This is a genomic window from Candidatus Leptofilum sp., assembly GCF_965223285.1.
Lineage (GTDB): Bacteria > Chloroflexota > Anaerolineae > Promineifilales > Promineifilaceae > Leptofilum.
Map to the genome: position 1 here is coordinate 2,101,943 of NZ_OZ244997.1, position 21,400 is coordinate 2,123,342.

At 50.3% G+C, this 21,400-nt stretch carries 16 protein-coding genes and 1 riboswitch; of the genes, 5 read left to right on the top strand and 11 right to left on the bottom strand.

What is annotated here, in order from left to right:
* Positions 1–114: 114 nt before the first annotated feature.
* The 8 genes from ACOQPU_RS09735 to tsaE all read right to left on the bottom strand — a co-directional run bounded on the left by ACOQPU_RS09735 (position 115) and on the right by tsaE (position 13,185).
* Positions 115–3,426, bottom strand: coding sequence for a S8 family serine peptidase (locus ACOQPU_RS09735; RefSeq protein WP_420644918.1), 3,312 nt, complete (start codon positions 3,424–3,426; stop codon positions 115–117).
* A gap of 176 nt (positions 3,427–3,602) precedes the next feature.
* Complete coding sequence (locus ACOQPU_RS09740; protein WP_420644919.1) at positions 3,603–5,429, bottom strand: tetratricopeptide repeat protein; 1,827 nt, start codon at positions 5,427–5,429, stop codon at positions 3,603–3,605.
* Between the two features lie 162 nt (positions 5,430–5,591).
* Positions 5,592–8,660, bottom strand: a complete 3,069-nt coding sequence (locus tag ACOQPU_RS09745; protein ID WP_420644920.1) for a S8 family serine peptidase — start codon at positions 8,658–8,660, stop codon at positions 5,592–5,594.
* A gap of 261 nt (positions 8,661–8,921) precedes the next feature.
* The gene (locus ACOQPU_RS09750) at positions 8,922–10,232 is read right to left on the bottom strand and encodes an ATP-binding protein (protein ID WP_420644921.1); all 1,311 of its coding nucleotides are present in this window, start codon (positions 10,230–10,232) and stop codon (positions 8,922–8,924) included.
* A gap of 110 nt (positions 10,233–10,342) precedes the next feature.
* Positions 10,343–11,359: an NAD-dependent epimerase/dehydratase family protein gene (locus tag ACOQPU_RS09755; protein WP_420644922.1), complete on the bottom strand. Its 1,017-nt coding sequence runs from the start codon at positions 11,357–11,359 to the stop codon at positions 10,343–10,345.
* 109 nt (positions 11,360–11,468) lie between these two features.
* The gene (gene rimI, locus ACOQPU_RS09760) at positions 11,469–11,963 is read right to left on the bottom strand and encodes a ribosomal protein S18-alanine N-acetyltransferase (RefSeq protein WP_420644923.1); all 495 of its coding nucleotides are present in this window, start codon (positions 11,961–11,963) and stop codon (positions 11,469–11,471) included.
* A gap of 51 nt (positions 11,964–12,014) precedes the next feature.
* The gene (tsaB, locus tag ACOQPU_RS09765; RefSeq protein WP_420644924.1) at positions 12,015–12,680 is read right to left on the bottom strand and encodes a tRNA (adenosine(37)-N6)-threonylcarbamoyltransferase complex dimerization subunit type 1 TsaB; all 666 of its coding nucleotides are present in this window, start codon (positions 12,678–12,680) and stop codon (positions 12,015–12,017) included.
* A gap of 4 nt (positions 12,681–12,684) precedes the next feature.
* The gene (gene tsaE, locus ACOQPU_RS09770; RefSeq protein WP_420644925.1) at positions 12,685–13,185 is read right to left on the bottom strand and encodes a tRNA (adenosine(37)-N6)-threonylcarbamoyltransferase complex ATPase subunit type 1 TsaE; all 501 of its coding nucleotides are present in this window, start codon (positions 13,183–13,185) and stop codon (positions 12,685–12,687) included.
* Between the two features lie 113 nt (positions 13,186–13,298).
* Between tsaE and ACOQPU_RS09775 the strand changes: the two genes are divergently transcribed.
* Complete coding sequence (locus ACOQPU_RS09775; RefSeq protein ID WP_420644926.1) at positions 13,299–14,045, top strand: metallophosphoesterase family protein; 747 nt, start codon at positions 13,299–13,301, stop codon at positions 14,043–14,045.
* Between the two features lie 102 nt (positions 14,046–14,147).
* A complete protein-coding gene (locus tag ACOQPU_RS09780; protein ID WP_420644927.1) occupies positions 14,148–15,101 on the top strand; it encodes a DUF4349 domain-containing protein in 954 nt (317 codons plus the stop codon).
* Between the two features lie 51 nt (positions 15,102–15,152).
* Here ACOQPU_RS09780 and ACOQPU_RS09785 read toward each other — a convergent pair whose 3' ends face one another.
* The 3 genes from ACOQPU_RS09785 to ACOQPU_RS09795 are packed head-to-tail and all read right to left on the bottom strand — an operon-like array spanning position 15,153 to position 17,709.
* Positions 15,153–15,917, bottom strand: a complete 765-nt coding sequence (locus ACOQPU_RS09785) for an ABC transporter ATP-binding protein (protein ID WP_420644928.1) — start codon at positions 15,915–15,917, stop codon at positions 15,153–15,155.
* Positions 15,910–16,926 carry an ABC transporter substrate-binding protein gene (locus ACOQPU_RS09790; protein ID WP_420644929.1) on the bottom strand — a complete coding sequence of 339 codons (1,017 nt, stop codon included), beginning with the start codon at positions 16,924–16,926 and terminating at the stop codon, positions 15,910–15,912. Before ACOQPU_RS09790 ends, ACOQPU_RS09785 begins: the two co-directional genes overlap by 8 nt.
* 12 nt (positions 16,927–16,938) lie before the next feature.
* On the bottom strand, positions 16,939–17,709 hold the full coding sequence (locus tag ACOQPU_RS09795; RefSeq protein WP_420644930.1) for an ABC transporter permease: 771 nt from the start codon (positions 17,707–17,709) through the stop codon (positions 16,939–16,941).
* 181 nt (positions 17,710–17,890) lie between these two features.
* Positions 17,891–18,127: riboswitch (FMN riboswitch) on the bottom strand.
* A gap of 170 nt (positions 18,128–18,297) precedes the next feature.
* Between ACOQPU_RS09795 and ACOQPU_RS09800 the strand changes: the two genes are divergently transcribed.
* The 3 genes from ACOQPU_RS09800 (at position 18,298) to ACOQPU_RS09810 (ending at position 21,400) form a co-directional block, all read left to right on the top strand.
* A complete protein-coding gene (locus ACOQPU_RS09800) occupies positions 18,298–18,762 on the top strand; it encodes a CoA-binding protein (RefSeq protein ID WP_420644931.1) in 465 nt (154 codons plus the stop codon).
* A 227-nt stretch (positions 18,763–18,989) separates the two neighbouring features.
* Positions 18,990–19,547, top strand: coding sequence for a HupE/UreJ family protein (locus tag ACOQPU_RS09805; RefSeq protein WP_420644932.1), 558 nt, complete (start codon positions 18,990–18,992; stop codon positions 19,545–19,547).
* Between the two features lie 155 nt (positions 19,548–19,702).
* Positions 19,703–21,400 (top strand): hypothetical protein, encoded by a 1,698-nt coding sequence (locus ACOQPU_RS09810; protein ID WP_420644933.1) that lies wholly within the window; start codon positions 19,703–19,705, stop codon positions 21,398–21,400.

Here is a 21,400-nt window from a genome sequence, read left to right on the forward strand (position 1 = left end):
TTGTTACATTGGCCCTAAAGTCCTACAGAGAAGAACAAAGTGACGCCTATCGCCAGGAAATGCAAGTTGCCCAACCTCATTCGATTGAAGTCAGGCAACTTATTATTAATTCCACTATTCCTGCGGCACCCAATTGTTAATCGACATGGCTGAATTTAGATCGACATTGGTGTCTGAGTCAAAGCTACCGGCCCAGAAGTTGCCACCAGCCCAGAAGTTACCGCCAGCCCAAAAATTACCACCGGCCCAGAAGTTGCCACCTGCCCAAAAGTTACCGCCTGCCCAGAAGTTGCCGCCTGCCCAAAAGTTACCACCGGCCCAGAAGTTGCCCTCAGTTCCCGTGTAAGTGCCGTCCCAGGCATAGGCATCACCGATGAAATTCCCGTCGGCATCTACCAAGTTATAAGTACTCGTTGATTCATCGTAGTCGGCTGGCCCCTGGTAATGCTGGCTGCCATCCAAATCGGTAGCAATATTCATCCCCTGATTGGCACAGCCGCTTTCTGTGCTGTTGCTAGCGGCTTCGGCATTTACTAAACCAGCACCTTGTTGGAACAGACTATAGCTCAACGTGCCGTCAGCATCCATCATCGGCGCAGCGGTAATCATCAAGCGGCATTTCACATCATCTGGCGTCAAAGCCGGATCGGCCTCTAGCATCAGAGCCACCACACCGCTGACAACGGCCGTTGCCTGCGACGTACCAGACATCTCAAAGTAATCTGTTATTGGGTCAAAGAACTGCGGGAACTGCATCCCCAGCTGGCCTAACCTGGACATGAGGGCCACAATGTGGCCGCCAGGAGCCACCACATCAGGCTTCACAAAGCCCTCTACTGTCGGGCCTGTGGACGAGAAAGAGGCCAGGAAATCGTCGGAGAAATCATCTTTCGTGAAGTTGTCCGACACGGCACCCACCGTAATGATGTACGGCACATTGCCCGGTACGCCAATGCTCATGGCGTCTGGCCCGTCGTTACCGGCAGCAGCAACAACAACAATACCTTCCTGCCAGGCCCGCATCACCGACTGGTTCAGCGGATCATCCCAGTAATAAGATTGCGGCGGGGCACTAAAAGAAAGGTTAATAACCCGAATATTGTGTATATCTTTATTGGCCACGGCCCAATCCAAACCACGAATGACATCCAGGTAGCTACCAGAACCATTGGCCCCAAAGGCCTTAATGGAAACCAAATCGACATCCGGGGCGATACCGGCACTGTCGCCTTCGCTGTCGGAGTTGTTATTGGCAATGATGCTCGTTACATGGCTACCGTGCCCGCTATCATCGTCAGACAGTGCCTCTCCATTACCACCGTATTCATTATTATTGATGGCATCATACTGCACAATCTGCCGCTCGGTACCATCACCTTTTCTAGTTAAGGCATCATCCGCCAAAAAACCGGTATCCACAACCGCTACCGTGACGCCTTTACCCGTGTAGCCTGCCTGGTGAAGCACATCGGCTTGAATGATTTCTGTATGTGCAATATCTGGTATCGTTTCGGCTATGGTATAGCTGATCGTGACATCATCTATATTTAGGTATCCTTCAACCTCTTCATCATAGCTGATGAAACGTATTTGGGTGTTGGCACTGGCATAGGGCGTGATGTCAAAACTGTGGGTTAATAGCTGACTATCATAGTGCCCCAAATTATAGGTCGCTAAGGTGACCCAGGAATTGCCATCAGGGCTAATTTCTAATTGAATGCTTCCTTCAGAACCGTCTCGTTGATAGCCTAACGTTAATGTCGCGGATGTTGCACCGCTTAAATCAGCGGCACGCTTAATGCTGTGATTGTAGAGGTAAACTTCGTCGCCTCCCATTTCCAGACAGTAGCCAGGATTACACCATGATGTCACGCGCATTCCGCCACGGTAGGGGCCGTCAAACTCGTTAGATTCTGCCCAATTCCCATTCCAGTTGACGGTACCATCATTGCCGCTATAAGAAACGGCATTAAACTCGTCACGGAGAGTATATTCAACCACAGCCCCTTGGCTACCTTCATCTACAACGTCTTGTGGATCGGTGCCAATAATGTAGGCAACTTCGACATCATCAATGTAGAAATATTCGTTGCTGCCCCCATAATAACTGTCCACACGAAAACGGATCGTTGTTTGAGGCGAGGCATAACCTGAAATATCGTAGCTTCTTGAACCCGCTTTACTGCCGCTGATATTTTGAATGATTTCCAAAGTGGTGAAATTAGTGCCGTCGGCGGAAACGTCTATAGCAATGGCATCATTATAGTCAACGCCCGACGAGGTGTTGTAAAAGAAGCTGAAGGTGGCCGAGGTTGCCTGAGAAAGGTCAACTTGGCGCGCCACATAAGGCTCCTGGCCCGTGTTGGGGTAGTCGTTTAGGCTCGCTTTTTGGTCGCTAACGCGAACAACACCCGCAGAAGGACCCTCTCCCCAAGACGCCGGATCATACTCTTGCCAATTGCCAAGCCAAGCCACGTTACCACTATTGCCAGAGAAATCGTTGTTGGCAAAACTGTCTCGCGCCGAGTGTAGGGTATCTTCAATTGGCGGTAACTCAGAAGGGGATTCATCCATCGTGTAGGTAACACGGAGTAAGGGCGCGTTGCTGCTTTCGCCGTCGTAGGCCTCGGCTGTCCGCACGCCAGAGCCTGTCACGATAATGGCTAAATCATTGCCGCTGTTCCAGCCGCTGCGAGACACAACTTCTTGAATAACGGAAGATATATCTGGCGTTTGATGTTTTTCGCTTATCTGGTTCCAAGAGGCAATGTTCGACCAATTGACGGATGCGGCCGTTCGTGGACGATTGCTAATGTTGTAAGAGGCCGTTGTAAACGTGGCTGCATCATCAACAGCCTCAGCTTGAATGACCAGTGAAGTAGAAGATTGGCCCGTTTCATCTGTCTCAAATTCTATGGTGGCATTGGTAATCGTAGCACCTTGAGGAATTTGTATGCTTTGGAAGCGCATCCCAACTATATAGGTATCATAATAACTCTCCTCAGCAAGCTCAAGATCGTAACTGTAGAGGTATATATGGCCATCGGTCGTTTGTTCAGCATCGTCGGTAGAGCTGTTAATACGCACTTCAATCGTTTGGCTGTTCTGGCTCGTCATTTGCAGTTGGTGATTTGCCTGAAGGTTGACAATCGCCGAATGGTCTCCCAATAGTTTTACCTGGGTTGATGTGAGGTTAGCACCGACACCGTTGATAATTTCCAATTCGTGGGTGATTTCGCCGCCAACCTGCTGCACGGCGGTAACGGCCGTTTCAAGATTCGCTGCCTGGACAATGTAGCTAGCGACCGATTCGTCTTCTATAACAACATTGTTTGCTGATGCTACGGTAAACGTCAGCGCAACAAAAAGAAATGCTAAAATGACCGCAGAACGGCCGTTTGGGTGGAATAATCTTGCTGTGTTCATCGGTTCCCCCGATATTTATACGTTACTTCGATTTCAAATTCCCAACCTTACGAACTTTCTTTTAAGAGTTGGCTCAAATCTTTTTTTCTTCCTATGCTACTTACAACAATAAAAAAGACAGGTTACGAAAATTGTTACATCAATCCTCAGGAGGACTAATGTACTTGAGGCCAATATTAATCAGTTAATTGACCAAAAAGCGTACGAATTTGGCGGTGTTCTTTTACATTCTGCCAAAATGATTTAAGGCGTAACTCATCGGTGATTTTATAAGCATAACGAGACAGTTCTTCATAGGCTTGCTTTAACACAATAGGGGCGTACGGGTCTTGAACGGCGGCCAACAGTTCATAACAAACCAGGTAAATGTAAAACGGCCGTGATGTCCCTGCCAACGTATTGCCCGACTGCAAATGAGTAACCACGGGTTGAATATTGGCTCGTGCTTTTTCTAAATCTTCTTGTAGCAACGCTGCCTTTGCCAAGCCTGCCTGTACTTCTAAAAGCTGCAAAGATTGAGATTGTTGTTGCCACACAGACTTTGCCTGTTGGTAAGCCTGTTCCGCTTCATCCCCTTGCTTTCGCTGCACAAAAATATAGGCACGATCTTTCAAAGCCAGGCCCATAAGCGGCAAACTTTCCATTTCCTCAGCCAGTTTGAGTGCCGCTTGACTATAAATATCAGTCCGTTTTTCGTCACCTAAATGATGTGAAAAGAGGCTGAGATTTATAAGATTAAGCCCCTGACCAAAGCGCAAATCTATCTCCCGACAGATTGTCAATGCATCTTGGCTGTAAACACGTCCCTTCTCATACTCTCCCAAATCCATACATAGGGAACTTAGATTGGAAAGCACGCGGGCGGTCCCTTCTTTATCTTTTATGGATAGATGTATTAACCGAGCCTGCTCCCAATAATCTAAGGCGGCCACAAGCTGATTTTGAGCGTAAGCCACAATGCTTAAGTTATTTAGGACTGTGCTTTCTCCCCGCTTATCATGCAGTTTATGATACAGGAGCAGGGCTTCTTCATAATATTGCTTGGCCACGTTGAACTCGCCCAAATCAGTCGCCTGCACCCCCAAGCAACGCAAACTGTCAGCAGCTACCTGCGGTATGTGATGGTTCTGGGCGTGCAGCTGACTGAGCTGTAACTTCTCCTGCGCTTCTTCATACTTCCCTTGCCGCAGCAACGCTTGCCCCCAAACCAAATAGCTCGTCGCCTCGTGAGTGGGCACCCTGGTTGTTTGTGCCAGCCGCAGGGCTTCTGTCGCCGCTACAATCGCTGCGGAATATTCACCCGTGACCTCGGCAAACTTGCCTAACCTTAAAGCGACCTCTGTGCGCCATTCCTGCTCATCCCCAGTCGAGAGCAAGTCGGCGATTTCAGCAAGCCGAGTCAAATCATTTTTTTGGGCATCCCGATTTCCTTGGAGATGATAGACATATTCGCGCACCAGCAGCAGGTTATATTGCCCAGGTAAATCATCGGCAGAGGTGAGGTTTAAGGCACGATTGAGGTAGGTAACGGCCGTATCATAATCGTATTGTTGGCAGGCATGCTCCGCAGCTAATCGGGCATACTGTTTTTCTTTTTCAGCATTCCCTATTTGTTGCCAATGATACGCCAGGGCAGCAGAGCGTGCTGGATTGTGCTTATGCAAGGTTTCTAAAGCAGTCACGATTTGTTGATGCCAAGAAATCTTCTCGTCCCTGGTCAGCGCATCTACCAACATTTGCCGCAACGATTCTTCTGCAAAACGATTTTGGTCCTTATCAATTTGTAGAATTGCGGCAGAAACAGAATGAATCAGCCACTCATCCAGCGAGAACGGGTAATTCTGCCGGGCAATTAGCTGGCCCAAAAGTGCTGAATCAACAACCGAGCCTGCCACGGCAGCAGCCACAAGCAAAGGGCGCATCGGCTCAGGCATGCGGTTGAGCTGCCGTTGGGCAGTAGACTCAAGTCCATGTGGAAAAAGATGGTTAACCATTGAATTCATCAGATTCATTTCCATGTTCGGCCCGTCAGCAAAAAGTAACTGATGGGGCCGGCGTTTTGGAGGCTTTGGATTGGCTCCCGCATCCCCCGTAAGTTCAAGCAGCATTGTGACAAATATGCGGCTCACCCTATCTCAGATGAGCCGCACAATTTCGCAAAAGTATTATGGCTGTGCAGATAAGAAGCCAGCTTGGTACTGACCTACAGCCGTGTTTTCTTGAGCATAAGTGGACGTATTCCAGTAATAGCTGGCATTTTCAAAGTAGGTACCAGCCCAGTAGTTGCCACCAGCCCAATAGTTACCACCGGCCCAATAGTTGCCACCAGCCCAGTAATTACCGCCTGCCCAGAAGTTACCACCAGCCCAGTAATTACCGCCGTCCCAGAAGAAATCTTCGCCCTCTGGCAGCAGGTTCCGGTTGGCATCCACAATGGCATAGCCGCCCCGCGCTTCGTCGTAAACAACTGGACCCACGTATGCCTCACCGGGGACCATGCCCACGTTGGCTTCGCCGTCGTAGTTGCCCAAGACGGCATCAGGTGCCCAAACGCGGCCCGCGCCTTGCTGGAAGATGCTAGCAGCCAGCGTGCCATCATTATTCACAGACGGCCGAGCCGTGACCATCAGGCGATATTTTACCTGGTTAGGCGTCAGGTTTGGGTTGGCATCCAGCATCAGAGCCACAATACCGGAGGTAACGGCCGTTGCCGCCGACGTGCCCGAGCCTTGATACCAGCCACCCGAGCGGCGCAGCTGCGGGTAAGTCTGAGCATAATCACTATTATCACCCACGTACATCAGCAAGTGCGCTCCGGGGGCCAGCACGTCTGGCTTAATAAAGCCCGTCTCAGATGGCCCAGAAGCACTGAACGGCGGCACGTAGTCATCATTAAGGTACAAGGGAGAATAATTATCCGTAAAAGCACCCACCGTAATGATAAAGGGATCATTGCCGGGCGTGGTAATTGAACCAGCATCCGGGCCTGTGTTGCCAGCAGCCGCAACCACAACGACACCTTGAGCCCACAGCTGCTCAACAGCCTGGTTAATTGGATTGTTCCAGTATGCATCGGTCACACTGCCAGATAGCGACATGTTTACAATCCGAATATTGTATTGATCTTTGTTATTTAGAATCCAGTCGAGACCAGCCAGGACGTTAGAAGTGTTCCCCTTGCCGTGCTGATCCAAAACCTGCACGCTGATTATCTCGGCCCCAGGTGCCACAGAAACAGGGTTGCCATAGGCATCCGTGGCACCGCCGGCAATCAGGCCAGCCATGTAGGTGCCGTGCCCGTTACCATCGCCTGCTGTATCCAGGCTAACATTGAAGAGTGCTTTGGTTGCTTTGCGCAACGCATATGTATTGACACCTGAATCGAGCACGGCGACGGTGACGCCAGTGCCATCAATGCCCATATCGTGCAATTGATCGACACCTGTTACCTGCAAATAATCGTTGGGCTGGGCCTGGGGGGTTACGGCCGTTAACATCAGATCATCTACGTAAAGCACACAATCGCTACATCCTTTTATCCAGGCAACGGCATTCACATAGGCCGTATTTAGTGGCGCAATATTAGACACCTGAAAGGGGGACCAACTGTTAGTGAGCTCAATTTCATGGTAAGTTTCCGAGATAACATTTTTGTCTTCATCAAGATACTTCAATGACACCATTGCCTGGCCATTATTGGCAAAAGTATAGCCACCGGAGCTGAATTGATAAGCACTCGTTTGCTTCAGATACCCCGTGTACGTATATTCCATGTTTGACTCGCCTAACAACTCTTGCCAGATGCCAGCACCTTCCCAGTTTCCATTAATTTTCAAACTGGTTTCATCAACCGGTGAATCATTTACAACAACAATATTGTTACCTGAACCCCAAACGCCCCAATAATTTTCGCCATTGTTGAAGCTGCCGTTATCAAGCATATTGACAGCATCAGCTTCAACCGTATCGCCCTGCTCCAATACCAGATCATCTAGATAGAGCTTGCCATCCCCATCTTTGCCAATCCAGATATCAAAATACACTGCTTCAGGGGGAGCTTTGCCGCTAACATTTAGCACAGCATACTCAGAAGCATACTCAAGATCAGCATACATTAATGAGAGGAAATTATAATTAGCATCATAAAATCCAATACTTACCTGTGCCCAATTGATATTTGAATACATTCTGTACCAACCTGAGAGTGTGTACGTTTGCTCTGGCGTGGCATTCAAATATTGCTGCACTGTTGCATAGCCTCTAGATAATTGAGCAGCTTTTTGGCCATTGTAGAAGTTATATGTATTTAACCGAACCAGCCCATAGGTGTGCCAACTTTGGAAATCATCTTCAAAGCCACCATTGTTTAAAAGATTGGTATCGTTTGGCGAAGTCGCTCCAGTTGAAGTCCCATCGGCAATGTTGCTATCCTCAATAGAAACTACTAATGAAACCTCATCAATAATAATGGACCCATCGAATCCTTCCGTCCATACGCGAGCCTTTACATATGCTGCCTGGGAGGGTACTTGGTATTCATTGACGTAATACTGGTAATCAGAAGCGGTGATTTCTACAATGTTGGCCGTGATGTAATAACCATTGACATCGTAAAAGTCCAGGCCAACACCAGCCCAGCCGGGGTTGCCCACTCGTTTGGCCCACAGCGAGTAGGTAATTGTCTCACCGGGCGTCACGTTAATGTATTGATGGGCACCTTCGTTGGTTTGCAGGGCATTGGCCCCCGCGTAGGCATCACCTGTGATGCTTACATTGCCATATGCATCCCAACCAGCAAACCCAGACTCGAAGCCCGGGTTCTCTAAAAGGTTGAGACCCGTATTTGTTTGGCTGGTTTCCACGACAGCATCGAAACTTACATAGGCGATGGTCTGCGAGTTGGCTAAATGCAAAATCGCCTCGCTGCTGATTTCAGCCGCAAAGCCGTTGATAATAGGCAGAGTGTGGACGATGGTGCCGCCGAGTTGGGTTAGAAGCTGCTCGGCCTGGTCACCATCCCCTGCTTTTTGCACAATGATGGGTACTGTTTGTTCCGTTTGTTCCGCAATTATTGCTTGCAAGGCAGGGTCCAGCTTTTGCTGGGCTGCCTCGGTCATTTTGGGTCCCGCAACGGCCGTTCCTCCAGAGAGCGCAAAAACGGCTGCTGCTACAAACAGGATCGCTAGAATAAAGACGAAACGGGTACGAAAGTAGTTATAGGCTCCCCGACTCATGATAGGCTCTCCAAAAAGTACGATACTTCCCCAATTTAAGCATGTAAAAACCAATTGTATTATCTCGCATTCGGCCTTTACTTAACACAAAGGTCTCAGAGAAAACTCTGCTTAGGGTATACCTTATTCAGGGGCACTTACGAAAACTGTTACATATCATTACAAAGTGCCTTAAGTAGACCAAAAGTACCAGTTGGGAGTATAAAAAAACGGCCGTTACCTGTGTAACGGCCGTTGCAAATTAACAGTTCAGCAAGCAGATCAGGCGAGTTCTGGTTCCATGGCCACCGGCATGAGGGCAGGCAACGTAACGGTACACGTTGTGCCGGGCAGATTTTCTTCATCACAGCCGGGACTTTCTAGACGAATGCAGCCGTGATGTGCCTCCACAATCCCACGAGCAATGGGCAAACCCAGGCCAAACCCACCTCCCCGAAAGGCACTCTTACTCGTCGAATGGGTATCCACCGAGCCCAGCATATGGAACATATCAAACACACGGGCTTGCTCGTCTAGCGGCACGCCAATGCCGGTATCTTGTACCTGAATCTCTACCTGTCCATCATCCAGACACTGGCCAGACACCCAAATTTCACCGCCGTCTGGGGTGTACTTCACGGCATTGCCAATGACGTTGTTGAAAACAATTTTCAATTTTTTCGAGTCAGCATTGAGTTTTGGCAACGTTTTAATGTCAGATACATGAATCGTCAGGTTGCGCTGTCTACAGATGTCGCTCAAGTTGTGAATCACTGGATCAATGACGTCCTGAACACGTGTTTTGTTAAAAAATAGCTCTAGCTGGCCGGAGGTAATGCGGAAAAATTGCACAATTTCATCAATAACGAGCCGCATACGCTCTGTGGCTTTGTCCAGGTTCGCTGCCGTGCGGTTCAGCATGGGGTCATCATGCAGGCCTGCCTTTTCGATGATCATATTCATCAGTTGGGCGTTGGTCGAAACGGCCGTTAACGGTGTCTTGAGTTCGTGAGATACCAAAATAATGAAGTTATTCTTCAGCTCATCCAGTTCAGTAAGATGATCATTGGCAATTTTTAGATTCTCAATAAGCTCTGTGTTTTCAATAGCAATGGCCGCCTGGTTGGCAAAAAGCTGCAAAGGGGCTAAATCAGATTCCCGAAAACGGCCGCGCACCGAGCGGTTTTCTACATAAATAGCCCCAATCATTCGGTTACGCGTAATGAGCGGCACACACATAATGGAACGCAGCCGCAAGGCCATAACGCTGCGGGCTGTGCCAAACTGTGGATCGTGCATGGCGTCGCTCAGCACGACAGATTCGCCGGTTTGCACCACCTGCTCCAAAATAGAGTAGCTAATCTCGTCGGTGGTACCCGGCAAATCATTCCCTTTATTGTCCCGCTTGATCCGAAAATCAATCGAGCCATCGTCGTTTTTCAGCACGATGTAGCCACGTTCAGCCCCCACCAGCGTCAATACTTTGTCGATGGTATACGCCAAAAGTGGTGCCAGCGCGTGGGATTCAGCCATATGCCGACTCACCCGCAGCACGTAATCTAATAATTCGATACCTTCCAGACGTTTGCTCATGCCCTAATAATAGAGCGTGACATCATCTAGTTAAAATGGGAAAAAGGGGGTACGTATTGGCAATTCTCGGTTTCTTCACGACACCAGCGTACCAAGCCAAGGGTCTCTGGCTAAAACAGTTCAGGATGATTGGCTACCCAACTGTATAAATCCTCAATCCCCTGTCGTGGTGAAAGCGTCGGTTGCCAACCCAACTGGGAGCTTATTTTGCGTACATCGGTAACAAACACGCGCTGATCCCCTGGCCGCCATTCCCCCCACTTGGTCGATACGTCGTGGCCAGCCAGTTCAGCTAGCAGCGGCCCAAATTCTGTCCAGATAGAGAGCGTATTTTGCGGACCACCGCCAATGTTGTACACCTCGCCGCGCCGCGCTTCTATTTGCTCAATGCCTAGCTCATATGCGCGAATTAAATCCTGCACATGCAGTAAATCGCGCACTTGCTTGCCGTCGCCATAAATGGTGATGGGTCGGTTCTTCACGGTAGCAATGACAAAATGAGCCACCCAACCCTGATCCTCTACGCCAAACTGCCGCTGGCCATAAATGCAGGATTGTCGGAAGACGATTGTTTTTAAGCCGTAAATACGGCCGTAATCCAGCATATATTGGTCGCCAGCCCCTTTGGAGCAGCCGTAGGGTGAATGGAAATCAAGCGGATACGATTCGGGGATGCCCTGGGTAAATTCAGCATATTGGTAACGGCCGTTCTGCAATGTTACCTTGGCCCCCTCCATGCCCCCATACACTTTATTGGTAGATGCATACAAAACGGCCGCTTCTGGCGCATGATGTCGCACTGCCTCCAGCACGTTAAACGTCCCCAAAGCATTAATCTCAAAATCCTCGCGCGGGTCCTGCACAGACGTGGTTACCGCCACCTGGCTCGCCAGATGGAGCACCACATCTGCGCCGCCAATCGCTGCTGCCAACGCCTCATACTCCCGCACATCGCCACGCACAAAAGCAAGCCGCTCGCCGTGGCGTGAACGCAGCCATTCCAAATTTGCCGGGCCACCCTTGCGTGACAAATTATCGAAGACAACAACCTCATGCCCTTGCTGTAAAAAGTGGTCGGCACTGTTACAACCGATAAAGCCTGCCCCACCTGTAATAAAAAATTTCATCCTTAATTCCTGCTCTTCCTTATTTTTAGATTTTCGCCACTGCAAAGCGTCTCAACTGAGAGAGCGCATCACGCTATCTTACTTACCAAATTATACAAATCGCGGCTGGTTAAGCCTCACTCAACAGTCGCTGGAACAGTGTCACCTGCTGATTCTCCAAAAAGTTGTGGTAACGCGCGTTAAGCAGCGGCATTGTCATCAACAATGCATCCTCCCCCGTGTCGCGATAATAACGCGGGCGCATTCCCACCTCTTCAAATTGATACTTGCGATACAGCTTCTGCGCCACCTCGTTGCTGCGGCGCACTTCCAACGTCACCATGGTGGCGGGCAAGGTGTAGGCCAGAAACAGCAGGTTCAGCAACAATAACTCGCCTAGCCCACGCCCACGCCAAGCTGGGTGGGTGGCAATGGTGCTGATATGAATTTCATCAGCAATCAGCCAAAATCCAGCAAAACCAATCAACGCTCCATTCGCGCACAGCACCTGATAATGGGCAATATTATTTCCCGCTAGCTCATGTTCAAACAGCCCAGAACGGGCTGGCGTGGGGAAAGAGAGGCGATCTACCTCGCGCGCAGCGGGAATATCCACCATTTTCATGGCGCGTAACCAAAATGGGTTTGGTGGGATCAGCATCTGAGAGAAACGATATTAATTGCCAGCGGGATCACGCAAGTAAACTGGGGCCAGCGTCTGGGCGTCGTCTACGTCTCCAGCGCGGAGCCTTTGCCAGCCAAGCTCCGCCAAATAACCCGCCCGGCGTACGGCCGTTGCCGGGGGCAAAATTTGGAAGGTGCGGTCAGCGGCTCTGATCTGCTTGGCCGCCTGAGCCGTAATCTCACCAGCAAACGTCACCCGCCCCTCTAAAGTTGGCAGCAGGGAGTCCCAGCTCTCAATCACAGGCATTTCTTCAGTTTGCCAGCCACGGCCGTTTTTCCATTCATACGGCGCAGTGCAAATGCGGGTACGGCCAGCCTCCGCCACCACCCACAGCTGTCCCGGAAAGGGCCCAACCGCCGCCGCCACAATATCCAGCGTAGAAATGCCCAGCAGCGGTATCTGGTTGGCCAGAGCCAGCCCCTTGGCCAAGGCCATGCCCACCCGCAAACCAGTGTACGACCCCGGCCCGCCGGCCACCGCAATCCCCTCTAAATCTGCCACCGACACATTGGCTCGCTGCATCATCACCTGTAGGTTAGGCGTAAGTTCAATGGTATGGTTGTTCAAACAACGCCACCCCGTCTCTGCCAAAACGGCCGTACCGTCGTGTAATGCCATGCCCAGCCAGCGCGTCGCCGTATCAATCGCTAAAATCATCTAACTAAACTCCAAATGCACGCTTCTTAAAATCTTCCAGCAGTTCCGCTGAACGCTCTCCCGTGGCCGAAATACGCAGCTTCCGCCGCGTCTCGCTCACGTAGGTTAACGCAATCCACAGGCGGTCTTCTGGCAGCAACGATTCAATGCGCTCTGGCCATTCCACCATGACTGCACCGTTACCAAAAATAATATCTCCCAACCCGGCCGTCATCTGGTCAACGGCCGCTTCTAACCGATAGCAGTCGATGTGGTACAGGATACGGCCGTCTGCCAACCGGGGGTACTCATTCACTAACGTAAATGTTGGGCTGGTCACGCGCAAACCGGTGCCCCAGCCGCGCCCGATTCCCCGTGCGAATGCCGTTTTGCCCGCACCCAGCTCACCAGACAGGCAAACCAGATCGTGCAGCTCAAGCAATTCGCCCAGGCGCACGCCCAGCCGCGTTGTCTGCTCCACGCTGCTGCTTACAAAATCTATTGTCCAGCGATCCAATATAGCCATTTAGTCACCCATCCAATAAATTCACGGCTGATTTATTATACCCTCTCCCCTCGATCATGGTATCATAATTGAACATCCCATATGGGGAGCAAATTTTTTCGGGCAAACGATTCATGCGAATTCTGATCATCTCTGACATTCATGCCAACCTGACCGCCTTTCAGGCCGTGCTAGAGCACGCTAAAAACAAGTGGGACCTCATTTGGTTCCTGGGTGATCTGGTTGGCTATGGCCCAGACCCCAACGAATGCACCCAGGAACTACAAAAGCACAATCATATCGCCCTCTCTGGCAACCATGATCAGGCCGTGTTGGGGAATTTAGATATTAAATCGTTCAATCGAGAAGCAAAATACGCCATCACCTGGACGCGGGAAGCAATCAGCGAAGAAACACGCAGCTACCTGGCAAACCTGCCCCCCAAACAGATTGAAGGCAAATTTACCCTGGCCCACGCCAGCCCGCGCCATCCCGTTTGGGAATACATTCTGGACCCCCTCACCGCCTCCGAAAACTTCAACTGGTTTGAAACACAGTATTGTTTAGTCGGCCACACCCACGTTCCCGTGATGTTTGAGGAACATCTCAACGGCTACCGTCGCATCAATGTACATCCACCTCGCTACAGCCACGGCCGCGAAGACCGCCAACCCCTTGGCCCACATCGCCTCATCATCAACCCTGGCAGCGTTGGCCAACCCCGCGACTCTGACCCCCGTGCCGCCTATGCCCTGCTAGACACAGACGACATGACCTGGAGCTATCAGCGTGTGGCTTACCCCGTGCGTGAAGTGCAAGAACGCATGGAGCGATCTGGTATGCCCAAGCGGCTAGTTAACCGGCTGGCCTACGGCGTTTAGCCCACCCCGATCCAATTCCCCAAATTGCTGGAACCTATTGGCACTCCCCATCGTTTTACTCTCTAGAAGCACATTATTTTCTAATTTCAGGAGAGCACGATCATGACACGTAAAAAATCATTCCTTCTTGCAGCGACTCTTTTAATTATTCTTTTGGTTGCCTGTGGTGGTGCCGCCATGAGCGAAAGTGCCGTTTTTGAAGAACCAATGGCAGCAATGGACACAGCCGATTCTGGTGACTTTTTAACGGCCGAAGAATCCATGAGTGATGCTTCCTTCGCTGGCGAAGGCGATTTTGGCGTTAGCACTGGCAACAGTGACGTGAACATTCAAGTCACCCAGGAACGCCTCATCATCCGCACGGCTAACATGCATCTGGTTGTATCTAACACAGAAGAAGCGATGGCCACCATCAGCCGCATGGCAGAGGAAAACGGTGGCTGGGTGGTGAACAGCTCCCTCTTCCAATACAACGAAAACACCAAGACGGGCAATATTACTATCCGGGTGCCGTCTTCTGGCTTCAACAGTGCGCTGGAGGCATTGCGCGGCATGGCTGTAGAAGTACGCAACGAAAGCACCTCTGGCCAGGATGTCACTGAGGAATATGTGGACCTTTCTGCCCGGCTGGAGAATTTGGAAGCAACGGCCGCTCGCGTGCGTGGCTTTTTGGATGAAACAGAAACCGTTGAAGAAGCGTTAGCCGTCAATCAGGAATTAAGCCGTCTGGAAAGCGAAATTGAAGCGATGAAGGGACGGTTGCAGTTCCTGAGCCAATCCGCTTCCTTCTCCACCATCACGGTAGACCTGACGCCCGATGTAGCCGCACAACCGATTGACACAAGCTGGCGTCCAGCAATTGTTTTCCGCAATGCCGTTGACTCTTTGGTGGAAGCGTTACAGGACGTGGCAGAATTTGGCATCTGGTTTGTGATTTACCTGCTGCCGCTGCTGCTCATCGTGGGGGTTCCGCTCTGGCTGGTTGGGCGATTTTTCTGGCGACGCTGGGGGCGGCGCGATGGAGTACAGTCGGAAACGGCCGCTTCCACCGAATAACCTTCTTTAATCACCAACCTCCCGGATGCTCAAACCATTCGGGAGGTTTTTTTATACCCTGTTTTCTACTTCCTCAATTGCTTGACGCACCGCCCACACACATTGCTGGAACTGCTTGTCGCCCTGCATTTCAATGGTGCGGGGTCGCAGCAGGTGAATCTGAATCTTCTTGGTAATAGTTGCCGGTTGGCCGCCCATCACCACCACTTCATCCGCTAACAGCACCGCCTCTTGAATGCTGTGCGTCACCATAAACACCGTCACGGGCAATGCCGCCCAGATACGCAGCAGCTCCTGCCCCATTCGCTCCCGCGTCAGAGCATCCAGCGCACCAAATGGTTCATCTAGCAACAGCAGCAACGGCCGATGTACCAAGGCCCGTGCCAAGGCCACCCGCTGCGCCATCCCCCCAGAAAGCTGCGCCGGATAACTGTGCTCAAAATTGGTTAAACCGACCAGTGCCAACATTTCATGAACGGCCGTATCCGCTTCATCCGCCGTCATGCCCTGTACTTCTAACGGGAGCCGTACATTTTCATAGGCCGTGCGCCAGGGCATCAGGTTATCTTTTTGAAACATGAGGCCCGTGGTGGGTGGCTGGCCGTTTGGCTGGTTAACATACGTAATTTTGCCAGAAGACGGCCGTAGCAACCCTGCCAGCAGCCGCACCAGCGTCGATTTACCCACCCCAGATGGCCCCACCAGCGCGGTAAAGCCACCCGTAGGCAGCACAAATGAAAGATTGGCCAGCACTTTTTGCTTATCCTCAAATACGTGGCTCACGTTTTGAGCGATGAGGAAAGGAGGGTTACTCATTGTTGGCAAGGACAAAGTCGTTGGTAAAAACGGCCGTTAAATCCGCCACCGGTTCATCCATCAAAGCTGCATCCAGCAACACCTGCTGGGTGTTTTCCCAGGAAGCCAACTCCGTTAGGCCCAGCGTCTCAGCCTGCCACATGGGTAACGATGCTTCCAGGACAGGTTTACGGCCGTCTTCCAACCCCTCCACGTAATTCTTGCTGATTTCAAAGGCAGCGTCCGGGTCAGCCAGCGTGTCTGCCAGGCCGCGCAGCACGGCCCTCACAAATCGCTCTGCCAATTTAGGATTTTCAGCGATGATTGTTTCGTTGGTGATGATGCCGTTGGCCACCATGTCGATGTAGTCCGAAACCAGAATGACGTTGACAGCTTCCCCCTGCCCGGCAAGCTGTACTGGCTCATTATTGGCGTAGCCAACAACCGCTTCCGCCTGGTCAGCCAGCAGCGATTCCACCTGGTTAAAGCCAATATCGCTGGCGTTTACATCCTCTGGCTGCAAATCGTTGGCCGCCAACAGCCCCAGGTAGCCTACGTAGCTGGCACCAAAAAAGCCGGGGAGACCGACGGAACGGCCGTGCAAATCCTCTGGTGAAAAAATGTCACTTTCAGCCTTGCTCACCACCGCAATAGGGAATTTCTGGAACCATTCCATTATATACACCACCGGTATGTTTTGCGCCCGGGCCAGCAGCACTTGCTCCCCACTGACAATGGCAAAAGGCAGCTCATTGGCACCCACCAAGGCTACCCCATCTGTCTCGAAACTGTAATCAAATTCCACCACAAAACCGGCATTGGCAAAGTAACCACGCTCCTGAGCCACATAAAATGGCGCATATTGCGGATCGGCCACAAAACCCATCGGCAGCCGAATATTGATCACTTCTTCTGCTGACGGGTCATCAGCAAATGGCTCATCAACGACCGGCTGATCTGCCTGACAGGCTGTGAGCCATAAAAATAAAGTTAACAACACAATGATTATGCGAAAGCATTTAGATTTCATGTTCATTCCCTACTATTGATTTTTTTGCCAGCGCAGCAGCCTCTTTTCTGCCAACGTCACCAATCCATAAAGGGTGAGCGCAATTGCTGCCAGCGTAAAAAGCACCACGAAGACCAAATCTGTTTTAAATTGATAGCGAGCTGTGATGAGCAAATAGCCCAGCCCCTCGGTTTTGGGCTGCACAAACTCCCCCACCAACGCGCCAATCACGCTGAGCGTAGCACCCAGTTTGAGGCCAGCCAGCACGATTGGCAGCGCAGCGGGCCACTCCAGCTTGCGGAAAATTTGCCAGCGCGTTGCTTGCAGCGCGTGCATCAGTTCGTACAGCTCACGCGGCACCGATCGTAAACCGGCAATGATGTTGATGAGTACCGGAAAAAAGACGACCAGCACCGCCACCAGCACGCGCGCCCAGAAAGTGGAGCTGATCCAGATGGTAAGCAGGGGGGCAATGGCTATCACCGGAATTGCCTGAGAGGCGATGAGATAGGGAGAGATGAGACGCTCGGCAAGAGGGGATTTGGCCAGCAAATAGCCTAGCGGCAGCGAAATCCCTGCTCCAATGAGCAAACCGGGTATCACTTCACTTAGCGTAATAAGACTGTGGCGCAGCAAACGGCCGTCTGCCACCACCTTACCAAATTGCCGAGCCACATCGACGGGGCCAGGCAAAATAAATCGGTCATAAGCCCCTACCAAAACCACGCTTTGCCACAACAGTAGCAGCAGCACAAACGAGATAGTCACCGTTACAGAAACAGGCTGCCGACGTAACAACGTCATAAATTCCTCACAAAATTGTTGGGGCAAGGGGAAGCTGCGCACGAGGCAGCAGGGTTGGACAATAATATCCAACGACTGCATAGTGGAAACGGCCGTTTCTCATTCACGATGCCACGAAAAAGCCCCACAGTCTTGTGGGGCATCAATTTGCAACATGACAAACAGAAACGCAGCACGTCTCGTTTACCTTCTCCCATCCAGACTATACTGTCGGCTCTGGAATCTCACCAGATCAACCTTTGTCCGATAATCAATAATCGTATTCAGTAATCAATTTGGCAACTTTTTACTGATTACTGGTAACGGTTTACTGAACACCGAAACCTGGTTCGCGGGCTTGGCCTGCGCGGGCCTCACCGCCGGTCGGGAATTAAACGTGTTTGTTAAAACACGCCTTCACCCTGCCCCGAAGGTTAATATTTTATTGTACGCCTGATTATACAATAGCGATTCGGGGCGTCAATGGAGGGATGTTCTGCCTAAAAATGACAAAGATCACCATTTTTCAGATCACTTTTTACTGGACAACCGCTGCAATACGCTTCATGATTCTGATGTGTGGTCACATGCTGATCAAAGGAGCTAAAAGTGAGTCAATTTGAAGCGTTAGCGAAAGAGTTCTTAGCACAAAAACGGATTGCGGTAGCTGGTGTTTCGCGGAATCCTAATGAAACGGCCAACGGCATTTACCGTACCCTCCGCGACAAAGGGTATGAGGTATTTGCCGTCAATCCCAATGCAGAGACAGTAGAAGGCGATCCCTGCTTCCCCAACATGCAGGCCATCCCCGGCGGTGTGGACGGGGCCATGCTGGTGACCAAGCCAGAGCATAGTGCCCAAATCGCCCAAGATTGTGTGGCAGCAAGCGTGCCCCGCGTCTGGATGCACAACAATACCTTCGCGCCCTCCAGCGTCTCTAACGAAGGAACGGCCGTTTGCCGCGAGAATGGCATCACTGTCATTGATGGCGGATGCCCCATGATGTTTTTTGACCCCTTCCATAAATGTATGAAATGGGTCTTAGGCAAAATGGGAAGGCTGCCAACAGGATAAACAGTCAATAAATCTCAAAATGATTATGAACTCACAAGCAATCTTGTGAGTTCTTTTTTTGTAAACCTCAGACAACTCTGCCTTCAAAATAGAAGAACCCAAAAAGTGATTCAAAAAACAATAAGTACAAAAAACAAATCCAATCGTAATAAAGAGTGAGGGAATAGGATTCCTCACGCTGAAAAGACTCAAATATTTGAATTATCCTCATCATTTTGGAGAAAATTATGACCTTGTTTGGAACAATCTTTATGCACACAGTCGGTGGCGGGGGTATTGTATCTGGCTTTTTGCACCCTATTTTGGGTTTAGACCATTTATTGGCAATGGTTGCCGTAGGCTTACTTAGCGCGCAGCTAGGTGGCAAAGCAATTTGGACAGTCCCGGCCACATTTGTCAGCATCATGGCTGTAGGTGGCATTCTGGGATTAGTCGGCGTGCCGCTGCCACTAGTTGAAATTGGTATTGCTGGGTCTGTCATCCTTCTGGGTATTGCTATCGCCGCAAACAAAGGACTGCCAATAGGGTTGGCTATGTCCATCGTTGCGTTGTTTGGCCTGTTTCATGGGCACGCACACGGCACAGAATTGCCAGAAATCACAAATACGCTGGGCTTAACTATCGCTTACGTAACTGGTTTCCTGGTGGCAACCGTTGGCCTGCACGTTATCGGGGCATTGCTAGGCATGATGGCTATTCGCAACAAGCGCGGCACACGCACCTTGCAAATAGCTGGTGGCGTCATCTCGATTCTAGGTATTTTCATTATCACCGGAATTCTCTGATCTTTCTTACTAGCTGATGTTACGCACTTACTCTGGAAAAGATTTCAAAAGTCTTCAAGACAATTCGCTCATCACCAGAGAGAAGCAAGACTTTTGAAATCTACGCTGCGTAACATGAGTTACTAGCATTTTTATCACCAATCAGGAAACCGTAAATGAGTGCTGAAGAGATCACAAAACAACCTGAGCAAGAAATTGAAATCAATAATCCAGGGTGGATTCTCATGGTGATCATTACCATGATGCTCTGGATTTTTGGTTTTGTTGATCTTATCAACGAATCCAGTGAATTTTCACAGGCTATTTTGGGCAAATATTCTGTTGGCTACTTTGCCTTCTTGGTAGTTTACGCTTTACTCTTCTTCGTTTTCCCTTTCTTTTTGTTGCAAAAGAATATCGAACGTTTAAAGGGCTGGGTTGCGGCCATTCAGCGAAAACCAGTTCTGGCCTCTGGAATTATTTTGTTCTTCATTGTGGCCTTTGTCATCACCTCTGAATACGATCGTTTTACCAAATATTCAGTGTTTCAGATGTGCGTTTTGGCAATGCTAGGTATGGTAGTGCTCGTGCTTTTGTTTGCTAATTGGGATGATTTTGGCAAACAGCAGCGGTGGCGCAAGATTTTTGCATATCCGCTGTTCGCATTAACGGCCGTTGAAATTGTGTTTCAGCTATTAGCCGTAGCCAATCTTTTACCTTCGTCTGTGGTACATCAAAATGGGCTGTTTGTGCCGTACGGCCGTATCTACCACACAGACCAGGAAACCATCAACACTACCACCAATCGGTACGGCTGGTATTACACCGACTTCCGTGAAGATGACGCCTTGAACAACATTGCCCTCATAGGCGATAGTTACATTCAAGGACTCCAGGTACACCCGGAACAGAATCTTGGCGTTACGCTCGACTCATTGCTCAATGGAGGAGAGCCTGAAGATGGCCCAAATGAAGTGATGGCCTTTGCAATGCCGGGGTTTGGACCCGGCACCCATCGCGAGCTAACCGAATATGCGGCTGAATATTTTGCGCCGGATGAATATGTGGTTTTTATCAATTTGGGCAACGATTTTCAAAACGTCACCAAGCCACAAGAAGAATATTTTTTCTACTACGTGGATGACGAAGACGCCTTACGATTGGAATCTGCCAGCTATAACGCATGGCATGATTCACAGCATCTTTCCATTCGCAGCCACGAGCCTTTTTATCTGTGGCACCGTCTCAAAAGCAACTATCTGACCGCATCGGTTGTTCGGGGGTTGTTTGGTGCTTCTACCCCGGTGTTTGCTGCGCCAGAAGCAGAAAATCCATATACCAATCGTCAGTTAGAAGGCGTTGTTTGGCGGAAGCCACGCCCCTGGGTGCCAACTCACAACAGCGATTGGGACATTGTATTTGAAACGGCCGTTAGCCAAGGCTTTACGTTCACCCAAGATGGAAGCAATGACGAAGCGTCCGGCATCGAAACAACCAAACGTCTTTTGCAAATCATAGATGATTTCGTAGCAGAAAATGAGGCTCGCCTACGCATTGTAACCATCCCAGCTTTTCCGCCCGCCTTTTATGAGCAATTTCCAGATGGCAACTGGGTGCCAGTGGTAGATGAGTATGACCTGTTTTATGCAGAGCAAGCGTTAGTGACCTTTGCGGAGTCCGAAGGCATTCCCATTTTGCCAATGGGCAGCTACATGCAGGCAGAAAATCTCACCTCGTCCGACATTCGTGCGCTTTATTTTGACGACGCCTACAGCTACTTCACCCCGGCCGGACACAACTACTTTGCCGAAGCCGTTTACGATTGTTTCTACAGCGACACAGCTAGCGAAAGCTGTGTTCCCAACAGCGAATAA